The sequence below is a fragment of the Krasilnikovia sp. MM14-A1004 genome (genome assembly GCF_047159485.1).
Classification (GTDB): Bacteria; Actinomycetota; Actinomycetes; order Mycobacteriales; family Micromonosporaceae; genus Actinoplanes.
Genome location: NZ_AP038773.1, coordinates 4,916,993 through 4,933,867, shown reverse-complemented (window position 1 = coordinate 4,933,867; position 16,875 = coordinate 4,916,993). Strand labels below are relative to the sequence as shown.

The window sequence follows — 16,875 nt, the reverse complement described above, 5'->3', positions numbered from 1 at the left end:
CGGTGCCCGGCGCCCGCTCCTCCAAGATCAAAGGCAACGGCGCCGGTGAGGGCCGCAACTGGCGGCTCGTCCGGGCGGACACCGACGCCGTGCCGTCGTCGGTGCGGCGGTTCATGGCGCGGGCGCGGCGCCGCCGGTTGCGTGCGCTGCTGCCCTGGGCGGTGGGCGCCGGGGTCGTCGCGGTGATCGGCGCGCTGGTCTGGATGGTGTATGGCACCTCCCTGCTGGGCGTGCGCGAGGTGCGGGTGGTCGGCGCCGAGACGCTGACGTCGGCGCAGGTGGAAGAGGCCGCGGCCGTGTCGATGCGTGCGCCGCTGGCCCGCGTGGACCTGGACGCGGTGCAGGCACGGGTGCAAGCCCTGCCCGCGGTGGACCGGGCGGTCGTGTCGCGGTCCTGGCCCGCCACGATCGAGATCGAGGTCGTGGAGCGGCGCCCGGTGGCCGCGGTGCCGGCGGGCAAGGACGGGGTCACCCTGATCGACGGCGCGGGGGTGGCGTACCGGACGGTGTCGGCGGCGCCGCCGGGGCTGCCGCTGGCCCGGCTGGCCGCGCCGGGGCCGCAGGACGTGAACACCAGGTCGGCGCTGACCGTGCTGGCCGCGCTCACCGACGAACTGCGCGAACAGCTGACCGAGATTTCCGTACGGGCACCGGCGCAGATCCGGCTGGAGCTGCGCGGGCATCGCACGATCATCTGGGGTGACGAGACGCAGAGCCCGACCAAGGCCACGGTGTCGACGGCATTGCTCAAGCGTCCCGAGAACACGATCGACGTGAGCGCGCCGGAAGTCGTGACGCTGCGCTGAGGCCTGCTTCGGCATCGATCAAACGGCGCCCGTCGATCGGACATTAAGCCCTAAACGGCGCATTGCTTGCGAGGTTACGGGTGAGTCGGATACTCATCACGTAAGGGGACGCCGACACGCCGGGGCGGTTCTTGGATCGGGACTGACGGCCGAATACGTTGCGTCGAGAGGTTGAGAGGTTGACATAAACCTAAGCCTCTAGTAGAGGGTGAGGGTTTCCTCGCCCTCCCTTGTACGGAGCGGACACGAAGCGGTCTGGCCGACCGCGGGGCCTTCGCGTCCGCCAACCCTGGAAGGGATGGCTGAGCCCGATGACACCTCCACACAACTACCTTGCGGTCATCAAGGTCGTCGGCATCGGCGGCGGCGGCGTGAACGCCGTGAACCGCATGATCGAGGTCGGGCTCAAGGGCGTCGAGTTCATCGCGATCAACACGGACGCCCAGGCGCTGCTCATGAGCGACGCCGACGTCAAGCTGGACGTCGGGCGGGAACTGACCCGCGGGCTCGGCGCGGGGGCCCAGCCCGAGGTCGGCAAGAACGCCGCCGAGGACCACCGCGACGAGATCGAGGAGGTGCTCAAGGGCGCCGACATGGTCTTCGTGACCTGCGGCGAGGGCGGCGGCACGGGCACCGGCGGCGCGCCGGTCGTGGCCAACATCGCCCGCAAGCTCGGCGCGCTCACCATCGGCGTGGTCACCCGGCCGTTCTCCTTCGAGGGCAAGCGCCGCCAGGTGCAGGCCGAGTCCGGCATCGACGAGCTGCGCAACCAGTGCGACACCCTGATCGTCATCCCGAACGACAGGCTGCTGGCGCTCGGCGACCGCGGCATCAGCATGATGGACGCGTTCCGCCAGGCCGACCAGGTGCTGCTTTCCGGCGTCCAGGGGATCACCGACCTGATCACCACGCCGGGTCTGATCAACCTGGACTTCGCCGATGTCAAGAGCGTCATGAGCGGCGCGGGCAGCGCGCTGATGGGCATCGGCAGCGCGCGCGGGGACAACCGCGCGGTCGAGGCCGCCGAGAAGGCCATCTCCAGCCCGCTGCTGGAGCAGAGCATGGACGGCGCCCGCGGCGTGCTGCTGTCCATCGCGGGCGGGTCCGACCTGGGCCTGTTCGAGATCAACGACGCGGCGCAGCTGGTCACGGACGCGGCCCACCCGGACGCCAACATCATCTTCGGCGCGGTCATCGACGACGCGCTCGGCGACGAGGTGCGGGTCACGGTCATCGCGGCGGGCTTCGACGGGGGCACCCCCTCGTACAAGCCGGCCGAGCCGGCGCGCAAGGCGCAGCCGGCCGCCACGCCGCCCGCGGCGGCCCCGACGTCGCCGGTGCCGGTGAACAACCCGCCGCAGGCGGCCACCACCCCGCCGCCGCGCCGGGTGCTCTTCGACGATGTGGACGTCCCGGACTTCCTCAAGAACGGGTCCTGAGGGCGGCGTGACCGTTGCGGACCGGCGTACCCAACTCGCCACCGCCCGCCAGGAGGTGCTGGACCGGATCGCTCGCGCCTGCGCGGCGGCCGGTCGCGAGTCCGCCGAGGTGACCCTGGTCGCCATCACCAAGACGTACCCGGCCTCGGACGTCCTGCTGCTGGCCGAACTGGGCGTCACCGACGTGGGGGAGAACCGGGATCAGGAGGCCGCGCCGAAGGCCGCGGCGCTCGCCGCGGCCGGCGCGCGGGTGCGCTGGCACTTCGTGGGCCAGTTGCAGCGCAACAAGGCGCGCTCCGTCGCCCGGTACGCCGACGTGGTCGAGTCGGTCGACTCGGTACGACTGGCCGCCGCGCTGGACCGGGCCGCCGCCGAGGAGCGCTCCGCGCCGCTGGACGTGCTGGTGCAGATCAGCGTCGACGGCGACGCGGCACGCGGTGGCGCGGTGGCCGGGGCCGGCGATCCCGACCGCGACCTGTGGCGCGTCGCCGACACGGTTGCGGCGGCCGACGGGCTGCGACTCGCGGGGGTGATGGCCGTGGCGCCGCTCGACTGGGAGCCGGACCGGGCGTTCGCGACGCTGTCCGCGCTGGCGGCCCGGCTGACCGAGCGGCACCCCGGCGCCACTGTGGTCTCCGCGGGCATGAGCGGGGACCTGGAGGTGGCCGTCCGGCACGGAGCGACACACGTCCGGATCGGTAGTTCTTTGCTCGGGATGCGCAACACGCTGCGGTAGCCTTGCGGCGGGCAGCAAACTACATACGTGTTGTTTCGCGCGACGTGCCTCCACGGTGGCCGCGGCGCCCGACGACGGCACAGCGTCGCAGGCGGGACCCGTTCGGGCACCGCGGGCAAGCGGGGCGCGGCACGCCGAGGGGGAGCGGGCGCACCACGGACGGAGGGTTTTGGGGGCATGGGTACGAGGTTCGCCGAATGGGACGAGGTGGGGGCATGAGCGCGTTGCGGAAGGCCGGCGTGTGGCTCGGCCTCGTCGAGGAGGACGACGAGCGCTACGACGACCGCGGATACCGCGAGAGCGGATACCGCGACCGGGACCGTGACCGCGACGCCGGCTACCGGTACGCGGACGAGTTCGCCGACGACGAGGACGACGTCGACGACGCCCCGGCACTGCCGCGGGCGCGCAACTTCGACCGGCCCCGGTCCAGCGAGCGGGTGTCCCGGATGGACCTCGACCGCGACGAGCCCCGCAACGAGCGGGCCAGCGTACGGTCCATCACCCGGCCGTCGTCGTCCACGCCGTCGAGTGAGGCGGGCGGTGCGCTGAGTTACCAGACGCGCGACAACCTCGCCCTCGCCCCGCAGACCCAGGTGCACCAGCGCCCGGTCGAGGAGGAGCAGCGGTACCAGATCACGACGCTGCACCCGACGACGTACCGGGAGGCCCGGACGATTGGGGAGCACTTCCGGGACGGGGTGCCGGTCATCATCAACCTCACCGAGATGGACGAGGGGGATGCGCGCCGGCTGGTCGACTTCGCCGCCGGTCTGGCCTTCGGGCTGCGCGGTACGATCGAGCGCGTGACCAACCGGGTTTTCCTGCTCTCACCGGCGAATGTCCAGGTCACCGCGGAGGACAAGGCCAAGATCGCTGAGGGCGGCTTCTTCAACCAGAGTTGACCCTAACGAGGGATCCGCCAGTCGTGCTGTCGATCGTCTTTCAAGTCCTCTTCCTGTTGGTCTACGTCTTCTTCCTGACGCTGCTGGCGAGGTTTGTCCTGGGTGCGGTGCTCCAGTACGGCCGCAGGTGGCAGCCGGGGCGGGGGGCGTCCGCGGCACTGGAACTGGTGTGGAGCGTCACTGATCCACCCTTGAGGGCGTTGAGGCGTGTGATCCCACCGCTTCGAATTGGTACCGTGAGCTTGGACCTGGCGTCCCTGGTCCTGCTGGTTATCCTGTTCGTGCTTTTGTACTTCGTGTTAGCGAACCTGATCCTCCGCTTCAGCTGATGATGAGGTGCGCCCCACGCGGCCGCGACTGACCCGAGGAGTTTCGATGCCGCTGACCCCGGCCGACGTGCACAACGTCGCCTTCAAAAAGCCCCCGATCGGCAAGCGGGGGTATGACGAGGAGGAGGTCGACGCCTTCCTGGACGAGGTCGAGCGCGAACTCGCCCGTCTCATCGAGGAGAACAACGAGCTGCGCGCGCAGGTCGAGCGCGGTGGCGGGCGGGGCGGTGCGCCAGCCGTCTCGGGCGCTGACCCCCGGCTGGCCGCGGAGCTCAACGACATGAAGGCCCAGCTCGACCGGGTGCAGCGCGACAAGGCGGCCGCCGAGCAGGCAGCCCGGCAGATGCAGGCCGAGCTCGAGCAGGTCCGCGCCCAGGGTCCCGTCGGCGCCGGTTCCACCCCTCCCGGCGGCGATGGCGAGCAGCAGGCGCTGCGGGTGCTCATGATGGCCCAGCGCACTGCGGACGACCACGTCGCCGACGCGCGCCGCGAGGCCGACAAGCTGCTCTCCGACGCCCGTTCCAAGGCGGAGGAGGTCACCCGCGAGGCCCGCGCCAAGGCGGACGCCCTCGAGCGGGACGCGCGCCAGCGTCACCAGGAGGCCATGGGCGGCCTGGACGCCAAGCGCTCCGCCCTGCAGAAGCACATCGAGGAGCTCAAGCAGTTCGAGCGCGAGTACCGCACCCGGCTCAAGGCGTACCTGGAGAGCCAGCTGCGTGACCTCGACGGTCGTGGCCAGGGCCTGGAGGCCGAGATGGCGCGCGCCGACGCGAACCGCTCGGTGGGCGGCTCGGGTGGTCTCGCCGCGGCGGGCCTGGCCGGCTCGTACGGCGGCGGCCGTGCCAACTCCATCGAGACGGGCCGCTGACCCCTCACACCACCCCTGCAAGGAACCATGACGGACCGACTGCGGTGGGGATGAGCCCATGATCGTTGCCAGTCTGCTGCTCATCCTCGTCGCGGTGACGCTGCTTGTTTTCGGCGTCGCCGGCGGGTCGAGCACGCTTCTCATCAGCTCCATCGTGGCCAGCCTGCTGGCCGCGATCGCGCTGGTCACCGGCGCCCGCCGGGCGTCCGCCCGCCGGGCCGCGGCCCGCGACGTCGGCAGCGCCCTCCGCCCGGCCTCCGGGCCGGCGGGTCGCACCGGCGCTCGCGGGCGGGATGCGGCCGACTCCGCGGGCGGGGCTCCGCACGCCGAGTCCGCAGCGTTCGCGGACCGGACCACCCCCACCGGGTCCGGCTCCGTCGGGTACGCGGCCGGTGCCCCGGCCACCTCTGTCACGTACGCGGACGAGCCGGGCGCCTCGGACCCGGCCGGTTCCATGACCTACCCGGACGAATCCGGCGCCGCCGAGTCGGACCTCACGATGTTCGCGGACGAGCCCGCCTCCGCCGCCTCCGCCGCGTCCGGGTCCGGGTCCGGGTCCGGGTCCGGGTCCGGGTCCCCGAGGTTCGCGGACGATCCCGCGTCGGCAGACGACGACGAGTTCGCCGCCGCGGGAGCCGGCGACTATCCGGACGCCGCCCACGATGAACCGCGGGGCGCCGACCCGGCGGACGATGACCTGCTCGACACCGGCGCGGCCGCCGACTACCCGCCGCTCACCGCAGCGGACGATGTCCCGGCCGCCGGATTCGGCGACACTCCCGGGCTCGACACCACCGGTCTCGACACCTCAGGTGCCGCCGGGGTCGAGCCGGACGACGACCACACCGGGCACCGCGACCACATCGACTACGACCGCGCCTCGTCCGTCATCGACTCGGCCCGGACCCAGGAGCCCGACGAGTCCTGGCGGCTGGAGCCCGTAGACCCGGCAGAGCACCCCGACAGCGCCGGCGAACGATCCGAGGCCTCGGCGTTCAGCGAGACGTCGGCGTTCAGCGAGAGCCCGGCGTTCAGCGAGAGCCCGGCGTTCAGCGCGGGGCCGGCATTCGACGAGCCGGTGGAGGAGTTCGGTGAGCCCGACCCCGACGACCCGGCCGACGAGCCGCTGCCGCAGGCCGAGCGAGCCGCGGACGCCGTGCGCATCGCCCGGATGGACGCGGAGGTCCTGGTCGTCGACGGCCGGCCGCGCTACCACGTCGCGGACTGCCCCCACCTGGTCGGCCGGCTCACCGAACCGCTGCCCGTGGCCGAGGCGGTCGAGCTGGGCTTCACCCCGTGCGGCCTGTGCCGCCCGGTCGACCGCCTGCTGGCGGCCGCCGCCCGCGGCTGACCTGCGGAGTCCGACCGGCTCTTGACGGCTGCTGCCTGCGGCTGCGGGGTCGGGTCGGGCTCTTGGTGGCTGCTGTCTGTGGCTGAGCTGCGGGGTCGGGTCGGGCTTTTGGTAGCTGCCACCCGCGGCTGAGCTGCGGGATCGCGGGCCGGGCGCGCGCGATCCGTGCCATGCTGCCGGCCGGTACCGGCCGTGGGGCACCACGCACGGCGGACCCCGCCGTCGCGCCGCGGCGGAGATCGGCACAATGAGGCGTGACCAACCGGCGCGTGCCCCCACCTGGGACGCGGGACGTCTCCGTCCCGGTCCGGGTGCGGCCGGGTGCGGGCCGGACCCGGGTCGGCGGCCGGTACGACGGCCCGCACGGCCCCGCGCTGATCATCGCGGTCGGCGCCCCGGCGGTGGACGGCAAGGCCACCGAGGCGGTGCGCCGCGCCCTCGCCGACGCCCTCGGCGTACGCCCGTCCGCCGTGACGCTGCGGCTGGGCGCCACCAGCCGCGACAAGGTCTTCACGGTCGAGGCTCCCGCCACCGACCTCGCGCCGCGGCTGGCCGCCCTGCGCGACGAGGCCACCGGCACCGGTCCGGTGTGACCGGTCACCTGGACGTCGCCCTGCTGATCGGGGCCGCCGTCCTCCTGGTCGCCGTGGCGGCGGTGCGCCTGTCCACCCGCGTCGGGCTGCCGAGTCTGCTGGTCTACCTGCTCATCGGGATCCTGCTCGGCGAGGCGGGACTCGGCATCCGGTTCGACGACGCGGAGCTCACCCGTACCCTCGGCTTCTGCGCCCTGATCGTGATCATCGCGGAGGGCGGGCTGACCGCCCGGTGGAGCGCGCTGCGTCCCGTGCTCGGCCTGTCCGCCACGCTGGCCACCCTCGGCGTGGCGGTCAGCATCGTCGTGGTCGGGGTGGTCGTGCACCTGCTGCTCGGCCTCGACTGGCGGCTGGCTCTGTTGTACGGCGCGGTGCTGTCCTCGACGGACGCCGCCGCCGTGTTCGCCACGCTGCGCCGCCTGCGGCTGCCGCCCCGGCTGGTGGCGACACTGGAGGCGGAGTCCGGCATGAACGACGCCCCGGTGGTGCTGGTGGTGGTGCTGCTGGCCAGCCCGGCCGCGGCCGCCCTGTCCTGGCACGAGCTGCTGCTCTTCTACGAGCTGGCCGCGGGCGCCGCGATCGGCCTGTTCGTCGGGGCGGCCGGGCGCTGGCTGCTGCGCCGGGCCGCGCTGCCGTCGGCCGGGCTGTACCCGATCGCCGCGGTGGGGCTCACCGTGCTGGCGTACGCGGCGGGCGCGGTCGCCCACGCCTCGGGGTTCCTCGCGGTCTATGTCGCGGGCGTCGTGCTCGGCAACGCCCGCCTGCCGCACCGCCGGGCCATCCTCGGCTTCGCCGACGGGCTGGCCTGGGTGGCGCAGATCGGCCTGTTCGTCCTGCTGGGTCTGCTGGTGTCGCCGGGCCGCCTGCCGGGTGCCCTGGTGAGCGCCCTGGTGGTGGGCGGCGCCCTGGTCCTGCTGGCACGCCCGCTGTCGGTGGCCGTCTCGGCGCTGGTGGTACGCGGCGCGCCGGGCTGGCGGGGGCAGGCGTTCCTGTCCTGGGCGGGCCTGCGCGGAGCGGTGCCGATCGTGCTGGCCACCATCCCGCTGTCGGCGGGTACCCCGGGCGCCGAGAAGCTGTTCGACGCGGTGTTCGTACTGGTGATCATCTTTACCCTGCTGCAGGCCGGGACGGTCGCGCCCGTGGCCAGGTGGCTGGGGGTCACCGCGCCGGCCGAGGCGGCGGAGGTGCAGGTGGAGTCCGCCCCGCTGGAGAACATGCACGCCGACCTGCTGCAGATCGGGCTGGCGCCGGGTTCCCGGCTGGCGGGGGTGCACATCGATGAGTTGCGCCTGCCCGTCGGAGCCGTCGTGACACTCGTCGTGCGCGAGGGGGCCGGATTCGTCCCCGCGCCGGACACCCGGCTGCGCACCGGCGACACCTTGCTGATCGTGGCGACCGCCGACGTGCGGGACACGGCCGAACGGCGGCTGCGTGCGGTCAGCCGCCGTGGCCGGCTGGCTCGCTGGTTCGGTGAGGATGGCCGGGAGGAGCGCTGAGGGCGGCGTGTCGGTTGTCTGACCAATCGTCCGGGTAATTTTCGCCCCGGTTCGGGGTATCCCGGCCGGTGCGCCAGGTTGTCGTGGACCTGCACGTTCCGTATCCTTGCGAGCCTCCGGTGTGCACGGCGGCTTCGTGCACGCCGTTTGTGCACGTGATTGATCATTGTGCACGCCGTTTGTGCACGTGATTGATCATTCTGCATGCCGTTCGTGCACCTGATTGATCACCGTGCACGCCGATTTTGCACGTGAGGGATCATGGCGGCGGCCGGCCCACCGGCCGCGCCGGCCAGGCGCGCGGGGGTGCGTCCGGCCCGACAAGGGGACAGGTGGGAACGGGCGGTGACGACGCCCGACGCAGGTCCCGTGAACCGCCGATGCCGCGCTCGTCGCGGCGAGGGAGCGACGATGGCCAAGGCAACCGACACCAGGCCCGCCTCGACCGCCAAGGCCGGGGCGAGGCGGTCGCGCAGCGCCGCGGAGACCGAGAAGATCCGCGTGGCGCTGACCGAACGCCGGGACGAGCTTCAGGGCGAGTACGACCAGACCCTCAGCGAGATCGCCGAGTTGCAGCGTGAGCGGCTGACCGACTCCGCGGGCGACGACCAGGCGGACACCGGGACCAAGACCTTCGAGCGCGAGCAGGAAATCACCCTGGCCAACAACCTGCTCGAGCGGATCAACCAGGTGGAACGCGCCATCGACCGACTCGGTGAGGGCAACTACGGTTGGTGCGAGCGGTGCGGCAACGCCATCCCCGTCGAGCGGCTGGCCGCGTTCCCGTCCGCGACCCTGTGTGTGTCCTGCAAGCAGCTGGAGGAACGACGCTGAACGCCGACGAGGCAGCGGGCGGCGCCGCGGTGAGCGCCCCCGGGCCTCAGACCCCGCCCGGCCCCGCACCCCGGGCCGTGGCGGTGCTCGCGGGCACCGCCGTGCTGGCCGTCGCGACGGACCAGATCGTCAAGGAGCTGTCCGTCCAGCACCTCGACCCGACAGAGCCGGTCCGTGTACTGGGCGGCCTGATCTACCTGTCGCTGCTGCGCAACAGCGGGGCCGCGTTCAGCCTGGGCAGCGGGCACACCTGGGTGTTCCCGCTGATCACCCTCGCGGTGATCGGGTGGATCGCCTGGATGACCCGGCGGCTGCGTTCGGTGCCCTGGGCGGTCAGCCTGGGGCTGGTGCTCGGTGGTGCCCTCGGCAACCTGGGTGACCGGCTGTTCCGGGCGCCCGGCCCGTTCCGGGGGCACGTGGTCGACATGATCAGCGCCTTCGCGCCGTACGGTGAGCGGTTTGCGGTGTTCAATGTCGCGGACAGCTGCCTGACCGTCGGGGTGTGCCTCGCGATCCTGCTGGAGCTGACCGGCCGCCAGCGCGACGGCAGCCGGGCACGGCGGGCCGCCGACCCCGGTCCCGGAAACGGCCAAGCCGCCGGTGAGGTGCGCCCGTGACCACTCCCGGCCTGCGTCCCGCGGGGGACCGGCGTTCCCTGCCCGTGCCCGACGGTCTCGACGGCATGCGCCTCGACCAGGCGGTGTCCCGGCTGTTCGGGCTGTCCCGGACGGCCGCCGCGAGCCTGGTGGAGGCCGGCGACGCCCTGGTCGACGGCATCCCCCGCCCCAAGAGCGACAAGGTGAGCGCCGGGGCGTGGCTGGAGGTGACCCTGCCGGCGCCCGCGACGGCCCCGGTCCTGGTGGCCGAGCCGGTGCACGGCCTGCGGATCGTTTACGACGACGACGACATCGTGGTGGTCGACAAGCCGGTCGGGGTGGCCGCGCACCCGAGCCCGGGCTGGACGGGGCCGACCGTGGTGGGCGGGCTGGCGGCCATGGGCCAGCGCGTGGCGACCAGCGGTGCCGCCGAACGGCAGGGCGTGGTGCACCGGCTGGACGTCGGCACCACCGGCCTCATGGTGGTGGCCAAGAGCGAGCACGCGTACAGCGTGCTGAAGCGGGCGTTCAAGGAACGCGAGGTCGACAAGCGGTACCACGCGGTCGTGCAGGGCCATCTGGACCCGCTGCGCGGCACGATCGACGCGCCGATCGACCGGCATCCGAGCGCGGACTACAGGTTCGCCGTGATGTCCGGCGGGAAGCCCAGCGTCACCCACTACGACACGCTGGAGGCGTTCCGCGCGGCCAGCCTCGTGGACGTGAAGCTGGAGACCGGGCGTACCCACCAGATCCGGGTGCATTTCGCGGCGTTGCGCCATCCCTGCGTGGGTGACCTCACGTACGGGGCGGATCCGACCCTGGCGGCGCGGATACGGCTGGAGCGGCAGTGGCTGCATGCCCGGGAGCTGGCCTTCCTGCACCCCCGTACCTACGACGAGGTGCGGTTCGTCAGCGAATATCCCGACGATCTGGGGCATGCGCTCGACGTGCTGCGCGACGCGAGCTGAGGGCACCGCGGCGGTTGCCCGGCGGCCGCCGCGCCGCTACCCTCGTCGTCCGGGCCCGCTGTGACTTATGCCTCACCCACTGATCCCCGCAGGGGGTCCGGGCCGTCCTTCCCGGTATCGGAGGAAAGCACTGCCGTCGCGCCGCCACCGGCCCGGCCGGTCGCCGATGTGCCGTCCGCGACCGTGGGGGAGCATCCCGAGGCGCGCCCGGGCGTTAGACCCACGTCGGCGCCCCAGCCGGGTGCGCCGGCCGTACGGACGGGTGCATGCGTGGCATGGGATCTGCCGCCGGGGCTCAGCAACACCGGCGGAAGGCATTCGGGAGTGGCCTGAATAGGGTTGGCCTCCGTAGCCTGTCTAGGGCGGTGACGCCCGTCCGGGAACACACCGCGTCGGCGCAGGGAGGACGAGCCGTGGATGGGACCGAGACCGGCTGGGGCCGGCCTGCGGAACCAGCCCCGCGATGGCGGGCGCTACTCGATCGTGCGCGCCACGCGTCCCGGACCGCCGAGGAGACCGCCGACCGCGACGAGCACGGGGATCCGCAGCATCCGGCGCCCGGCGCCCACCCGCTGCCGAGCCGGCCGGTGAGCCCGCCGGAGCGGCGCCCGTTCAATCCGCTCGACCCGCGTCACCCCCTCGACCAGCGCCAGCCGGAGCCGCCACGGCCCGGGCCGGAGCCGCGCCCGGTGAATCCGTTCGACCGCCGCCCGGTCAACCCGCTGGACCGGCGGGTGGGGCGGACCGTGGATCCTCGACCGGTCAGCCCGGCCGAGCCGCGCCCGATGAACCCGCTCGACTCCCGCCGCCAGGCGCTGCGCGCCGAGGGCTTCCCGGCCCGCCCGGACGGCTTCGGCGGTCGCGCCGACGCAGCGCCGGGGCACGCCGACGGTCCGGGCGGCACCAACGGCTTCCCCGGCCGGGCGCCCGGACAGCCGCCGCGACCCGACGGGTACGGACCCCGCCGCGACGGGTTCGCGGGTACCCCTGACGCCCTCGCGGGTCAGCAACCCGCCCCCATGGGGCGTTCCGACAGCCTCGCCGGCAGGCCCGACGGGTTCGCGGGACGTCATGATGGGCCCGCCGGCCGGAGCGATGTCGTCCCGGGCCGTTCCGACGGATTCGCGGGGCGTTCCGATCCCGGCCGGGCCGACGGGCTCGGGGGGCGCGTGGATGCCCTGCTGGGCCGGTCCGAGCCCGAGCAGCCGCACAGCTTCTTCAATCCGGCGACGCGTGCCGTGCTGCCGCCGATCGCCCGGGTGACCCCGGACAACGGCTACCCGGCGGCGCGCGCCGCGGCCGCGGTCGGCCCGGCGTCCGTGCTCCCGCCACCCGCCGCCGCGCCGCCCGCCCCGGCGGTACCCACCTCACCGGCCCCGGCCCGGGTCGAGTGGCGGCAGGCCCGCTCCGATCAGGACCTGGACCGGGCCGTCGCGGTGATGCGGCGCAAGCTGGGCACGCCGCGGGTGCTGGCGTTCGCCAACCCCAAGGGCGGGGTGCACAAGACCACCGCCACAGTGCTGGCCGCGGCCACCATCGGCAGCGTCCGCGGCCGGGGCGTGCTGGCCTGGGACGACAACGAGCTGCGCGGCACCCTGGGCCTGCGCGCGGGCAGCGCCCGGCACGCCCGGACGATCCGGCACCTCATCTCCGACCTGCTGACCATCGAGAACCTGCACGGCGACACCCTGCTGGAGGAGCTGGACGCCTACCTGCGGCACGCCTCCGACGGCTCGTACGACGTGCTGGCCGGTGAGGAGAACCCGCGGTTCGCGCAGCGGCTCGACCAGCACACGGTGCGCCGGGTGATGGATCTGCTGCGGCGTACCCACGACGTGATCTGTGTGGACACCGGAAACAACGTGGAGAGCGTCAACTGGCAGACCGTGATGAAGGCGGCGGATCAGCTCGTCATCACGACCGTGCCGCGCGAGGACGCCGCGTTCACCGCCGACTGGATGCTGGACCTGCTGGACGAGACCGGCATGGGCGACATCGTGGCCAACGCGGTGACGCTCATCTCCTGCCCGTCGCCCGGCAAGCTGCCGCTGCTCGACGACCTGACCAAGCACTTCGCGACGCGGACCAGGGCGGTGGCCGTGGTGCCGTACGACCCGGCCCTGGAGGTCGGCTCCTCCATCGAGTACGGCGACCTGCAGCCGGAGACCCGCGCGGCGTGGCTGCGCGCCGCCTCGGTGATGATCGAACCGTTCGCGCAATGACCCGGGTGTCCCCCGTGCCGGATGTCGGGGGTGCGGACTAGGCTTCCGTCGTCGGTTGTCGGCCGGGCGAAAAAGGGGGCTGCCGGGTGTCTGACTCGTTCGTGCACCTGCATGTGCACACCGAGTATTCGATGCTCGACGGAGCCGCCCGGCTCAAGGATCTGTTCGCCGAGGCCAATCGCCTCGGCATGCCCGCCGTGGCGATCACCGACCACGGCAACATGCACGGGGCGTACGACTTCTACAAGCAGGCCACCGCGGCCGGGATCACCCCGATCCTCGGCGTCGAGGCGTACGTGGCGCCCGAGTCGCGCTTCCACAAGCAGCGGGTCAAGTGGGGCCGCCCGGAGCAGAAGAGCGACGACATCTCCGGTAACGGCGCGATCACCCACATGACGATGTGGGCGCGCAACGACGTCGGCCTCAAGAACCTGTTCCGGCTCAACTCGCGCGCCTCCATGGAGGGCCACTACGTGAAGTGGCCCCGGATGGACCTGGAGCTGATCGGCGAGCACGCCGAGGGCATCATGGCCACCACCGGCTGCCCGTCCGGCGCGGTGCAGACCCGGCTGCGGCTCGGGCAGTTCGACGAGGCGCTGCGCACCGCCGCGGCGTACCAGGAGGTGTTCGGCAAGGAGCACTTCTACCTGGAGCTGATGGACCACGGCCTGGAGATCGAGCGCCGGGTCCGCGACGGCCTGCTGGAGATCGGCCGCAAGCTGGGCATCCCGCCGCTGGTGACCAACGACTCGCACTACACCCACGAGGCCCAGGCCGAGGCGCACGACGTGCTGCTGTGCGTGCAGACCGGCAGCAACGTCGCCGACCCCAACCGGTTCCGCTTCGACGGCGCGGGCTACTTCGTCAAGAACGCCGACCAGATGCGCGCGGTGGACTCGTCCGAGGCGTGGCTGGAGGGCTGCCGCAACACGCTGCTGGTGGCGGAGAAGGTCGACACCACCGGCATGTTCACCTTCAAGAACCTGATGCCCCGCTTCCCGGTGCCCGACGGGGAGACCGAGGAGAGCTGGTTCCGCAAGATGGCCTTCGAGGGCCTGGCGCGCCGTTTCCCGGACGGCATCCCGGAGACCCACGTCCAGCAGGCGGAGTACGAGCTGGGCGTCATCATCCAGATGGGCTTCCCGTCGTACTTCCTCGTGGTGGCCGACTTCATCCAGTGGTCGAAGCAGCAGGGCATCGCGGTGGGCCCGGGCCGTGGCTCGGCCGCGGGCTCGCTGGTCGCGTACGCGATGGGCATCACGGACCTGGATCCGCTGCCGCACGGGCTGATCTTCGAGCGGTTCCTGAACCCGGAGCGCGTCTCGATGCCGGACGTCGACATCGACTTCGACGAGCGTCGGCGCGGCGAGGTCATCCGGTACGTCACCGAGCGCTGGGGTGACGACAAGGTCGCGCAGATCGCCACGTTCGGCACGATCAAGGCCAAGGCCGCGATCAAGGACTCGGCCCGGGTGCTGGGTTATCCGTACGCGGTGGGCGACCGCATCACCAAGGCCATGCCGCCCGCGGTGATGGGCAAGGACATCCCGCTGACGGGCATCTTCGACCCGGAGCACAAGCGGTACTCCGAGGCCGGCGAGATCCGCACGCTGTACGAGACCGACCCGGACGTCAAGAAGGTCATCGACACCGCCCGCGGCATCGAGGGCCTGATCCGGCAGACCGGCGTGCACGCGGCCGGGGTCATCATGAGCGCCGAGCCGATCATCGACCACATCCCGTTGATGCGCCGCGACGCGGACGGGGCGATCATCACGCAGTTCGACTACCCGACCTGCGAGACGCTCGGCCTGCTCAAGATGGACTTCCTGGGCCTGCGCAACCTGACCATCATCGACGACGCGGTCCGCAACATCGAGCTGAACCACGGCACGAAGCTGGACCTGCTGGCGCTGAAGCTGGACGACAAGGCGACGTACGAGCTGCTGGCCCGCGGCGACACGCTCGGGGTGTTCCAGCTCGACGGCGGCCCGATGCGGTCGCTGCTGCGGCTGATGAAGCCGGACAACTTCGAGGACATCTCCGCGGTCCTCGCGCTGTACCGGCCCGGCCCGATGGGCGCGAATTCGCACACCAACTACGCGCTGCGCAAGAACAACCAGCAGGAGATCACCCCGATCCACCCGGAGCTGGAGGAGCCGCTCAAGGAGATCCTCGGTCCCACGTACGGCCTGATCGTCTACCAGGAGCAGGTGCAGCGCGCCGCGCAGATCCTCGCCGGGTACTCGCTCGGCAAGGCCGACCTGCTGCGCCGCGCGATGGGCAAGAAGAAGAAAGAGGTCCTCGACAAAGAGTTCATCCCGTTCCGCGACGGCATGCGCGCCAACGGGTACTCCGACGCGGCCATCCAGGCGATCTGGGACATCCTCGTACCGTTCGCCGACTACGCGTTCAACAAGGCGCACACCGCCGGGTACGGGCTGGTGTCCTACTGGACCGGCTACCTGAAGGCGAACTACCCGGCCGAGTACATGGCCGGGCTGCTGACCAGCGTCGGCGACGACAAGGACAAGATGGCGATGTACCTGGCCGAGTGCCGGCGCATGGGCATCCAGGTCCTGCCGCCGGACGTCAACCAGTCCGCGGGCCCGTTCACCCCGGTCGGCTCCGACATCCGCTTCGGACTGGCCGCGGTCCGCAACGTGGGACACAACGTGGTCGAGGCGATCGCCCGTTGCCGCAAGGAAAAAGGCGAGTACCACGACTTCTACGACTTCCTGTCCAAGGTGGACGCTGTCGCCTGCAACAAGAAGACAGTGGAATCGCTGATCAAGGCCGGGGCCTTCGACTCCATGGGCCACACCCGCAAGGGGCTGCTGGCGGTGCACGCGGAGGCCATCGACGCGTACGCCGACGTCAAGCGCAACGAGGCGGCGGGCCAGTTCGACCTGTTCGGGGCGTTCGGCGACGACACCGGGGCGGGTTCTGCCACGGTCGCGATGCCCGTGATCGGCGACAGCGAGTGGGACAAACGCGACAAGCTGGCCTTCGAGCGCGAAATGCTCGGCCTGTACGTCTCCGACCACCCCCTGGCCGGGCTGGAGCAGATCCTCGCGAACGCCGCGGACACCACGATCGCCGCGCTCAACGAGGAGGGCTCCATCCCCGACGGGCAGGTCGTCACGCTCGCGGGCATCCTCACCGGCGTCCAGCGGCGGATCACCAAGCAGGGCCGGGCCTGGGCATCCGCCACCCTGGAGGACCTGGCCGGCGGGGTGGAGACGCTGTTCTTCCCCAACACGTACGAGGTGATCGGGCAGTACATCGCCGAGGACGCGATCGTGGTGGTCAAGGGCCGGGTGGACCGGCGGGACGACACCCCGCGGATCATGGCGATGGACATGTCGATGCCCGACATCTCCCACTCGGCCGACACCAAGCCGATCACCCTGACCATGCCGATCACCCGGTGCACCCCGCCGCTGGTCGACCAGCTCAAGGAGATCCTGGTCAGCCACCCCGGCGACGCGGAGGTGCACGTGCACCTGCAGAACGGCCCCCGCACCACGGTGATGCGCCTCGGCGGCGTCCGGGTGGCGCCCACCACCGCGCTGCGGGCCGACCTGAAGACGATCCTGGGCCCGGCCAGCGTGACCTGACCCCGGGCGACGCGCGCGCCGCATCCGCAGATCGGTGCGGCGCGTCCGCAGATCCGGGCGTCACGGTCGCAGCTCTGGGCGTCGCGGTCGCAGCTCTGGGCGTCACGGC

Annotated in this window: 14 protein-coding genes; all 14 read left to right on the top strand. The window is 72.2% G+C overall.

Going from position 1 to position 16,875, the window contains the following annotated elements; translation table 11 throughout:
* Positions 1-2 precede the first annotated feature (2 nt).
* The 14 genes from ACMCNN_RS21055 to dnaE all read left to right on the top strand — a co-directional run bounded on the left by ACMCNN_RS21055 (position 3) and on the right by dnaE (position 16,766).
* Entirely contained in the window at positions 3-806 is an 804-nt protein-coding gene (locus tag ACMCNN_RS21055) for a cell division protein FtsQ/DivIB (RefSeq protein WP_412742230.1), read from the top strand.
* A gap of 311 nt (positions 807-1,117) precedes the next feature.
* Entirely contained in the window at positions 1,118-2,245 is a 1,128-nt protein-coding gene (ftsZ, locus tag ACMCNN_RS21050) for a cell division protein FtsZ (protein WP_412742229.1), read from the top strand.
* Positions 2,246-2,252: 7 nt separating this feature from the next.
* On the top strand, positions 2,253-2,981 hold the full coding sequence (locus ACMCNN_RS21045; protein ID WP_412742228.1) for a YggS family pyridoxal phosphate-dependent enzyme: 729 nt from the start codon (positions 2,253-2,255) through the stop codon (positions 2,979-2,981).
* 215 nt (positions 2,982-3,196) lie between these two features.
* Positions 3,197-3,886, top strand: a complete 690-nt coding sequence (locus ACMCNN_RS21040; protein WP_412742227.1) for a cell division protein SepF — start codon at positions 3,197-3,199, stop codon at positions 3,884-3,886.
* A 23-nt stretch (positions 3,887-3,909) separates the two neighbouring features.
* A complete protein-coding gene (locus tag ACMCNN_RS21035; protein WP_412742226.1) occupies positions 3,910-4,215 on the top strand; it encodes a YggT family protein in 306 nt (101 codons plus the stop codon).
* A gap of 46 nt (positions 4,216-4,261) precedes the next feature.
* A complete protein-coding gene (locus ACMCNN_RS21030; protein ID WP_412742225.1) occupies positions 4,262-5,083 on the top strand; it encodes a DivIVA domain-containing protein in 822 nt (273 codons plus the stop codon).
* A 58-nt stretch (positions 5,084-5,141) separates the two neighbouring features.
* Positions 5,142-6,434, top strand: a complete 1,293-nt coding sequence (locus tag ACMCNN_RS21025) for a hypothetical protein (protein WP_412747354.1) — start codon at positions 5,142-5,144, stop codon at positions 6,432-6,434.
* Between the two features lie 254 nt (positions 6,435-6,688).
* On the top strand, positions 6,689-7,027 hold the full coding sequence (locus tag ACMCNN_RS21020) for a DUF167 domain-containing protein (RefSeq protein ID WP_412742224.1): 339 nt from the start codon (positions 6,689-6,691) through the stop codon (positions 7,025-7,027).
* The gene (locus tag ACMCNN_RS21015) at positions 7,024-8,523 is read left to right on the top strand and encodes a potassium/proton antiporter (protein ID WP_412742223.1); all 1,500 of its coding nucleotides are present in this window, start codon (positions 7,024-7,026) and stop codon (positions 8,521-8,523) included. The genes ACMCNN_RS21020 and ACMCNN_RS21015 overlap by 4 nt, the downstream gene beginning before the upstream one ends.
* Positions 8,524-8,934: 411 nt before the next feature.
* Positions 8,935-9,357, top strand: a complete 423-nt coding sequence (locus ACMCNN_RS21010) for a TraR/DksA family transcriptional regulator (RefSeq protein WP_412742222.1) — start codon at positions 8,935-8,937, stop codon at positions 9,355-9,357.
* Positions 9,358-9,386: 29 nt separating this feature from the next.
* A complete protein-coding gene (gene lspA, locus ACMCNN_RS21005; RefSeq protein ID WP_412742221.1) occupies positions 9,387-9,974 on the top strand; it encodes a signal peptidase II in 588 nt (195 codons plus the stop codon).
* 65 nt (positions 9,975-10,039) lie between these two features.
* Positions 10,040-10,924, top strand: coding sequence for an RluA family pseudouridine synthase (locus ACMCNN_RS21000; protein WP_412747234.1), 885 nt, complete (start codon positions 10,040-10,042; stop codon positions 10,922-10,924).
* 413 nt (positions 10,925-11,337) lie between these two features.
* Positions 11,338-13,146 (top strand): AAA family ATPase, encoded by a 1,809-nt coding sequence (locus tag ACMCNN_RS20995; protein ID WP_412742220.1) that lies wholly within the window; start codon positions 11,338-11,340, stop codon positions 13,144-13,146.
* 86 nt (positions 13,147-13,232) lie between these two features.
* Entirely contained in the window at positions 13,233-16,766 is a 3,534-nt protein-coding gene (dnaE, locus tag ACMCNN_RS20990; RefSeq protein ID WP_412742219.1) for a DNA polymerase III subunit alpha, read from the top strand.
* Positions 16,767-16,875 lie beyond the last annotated feature (109 nt).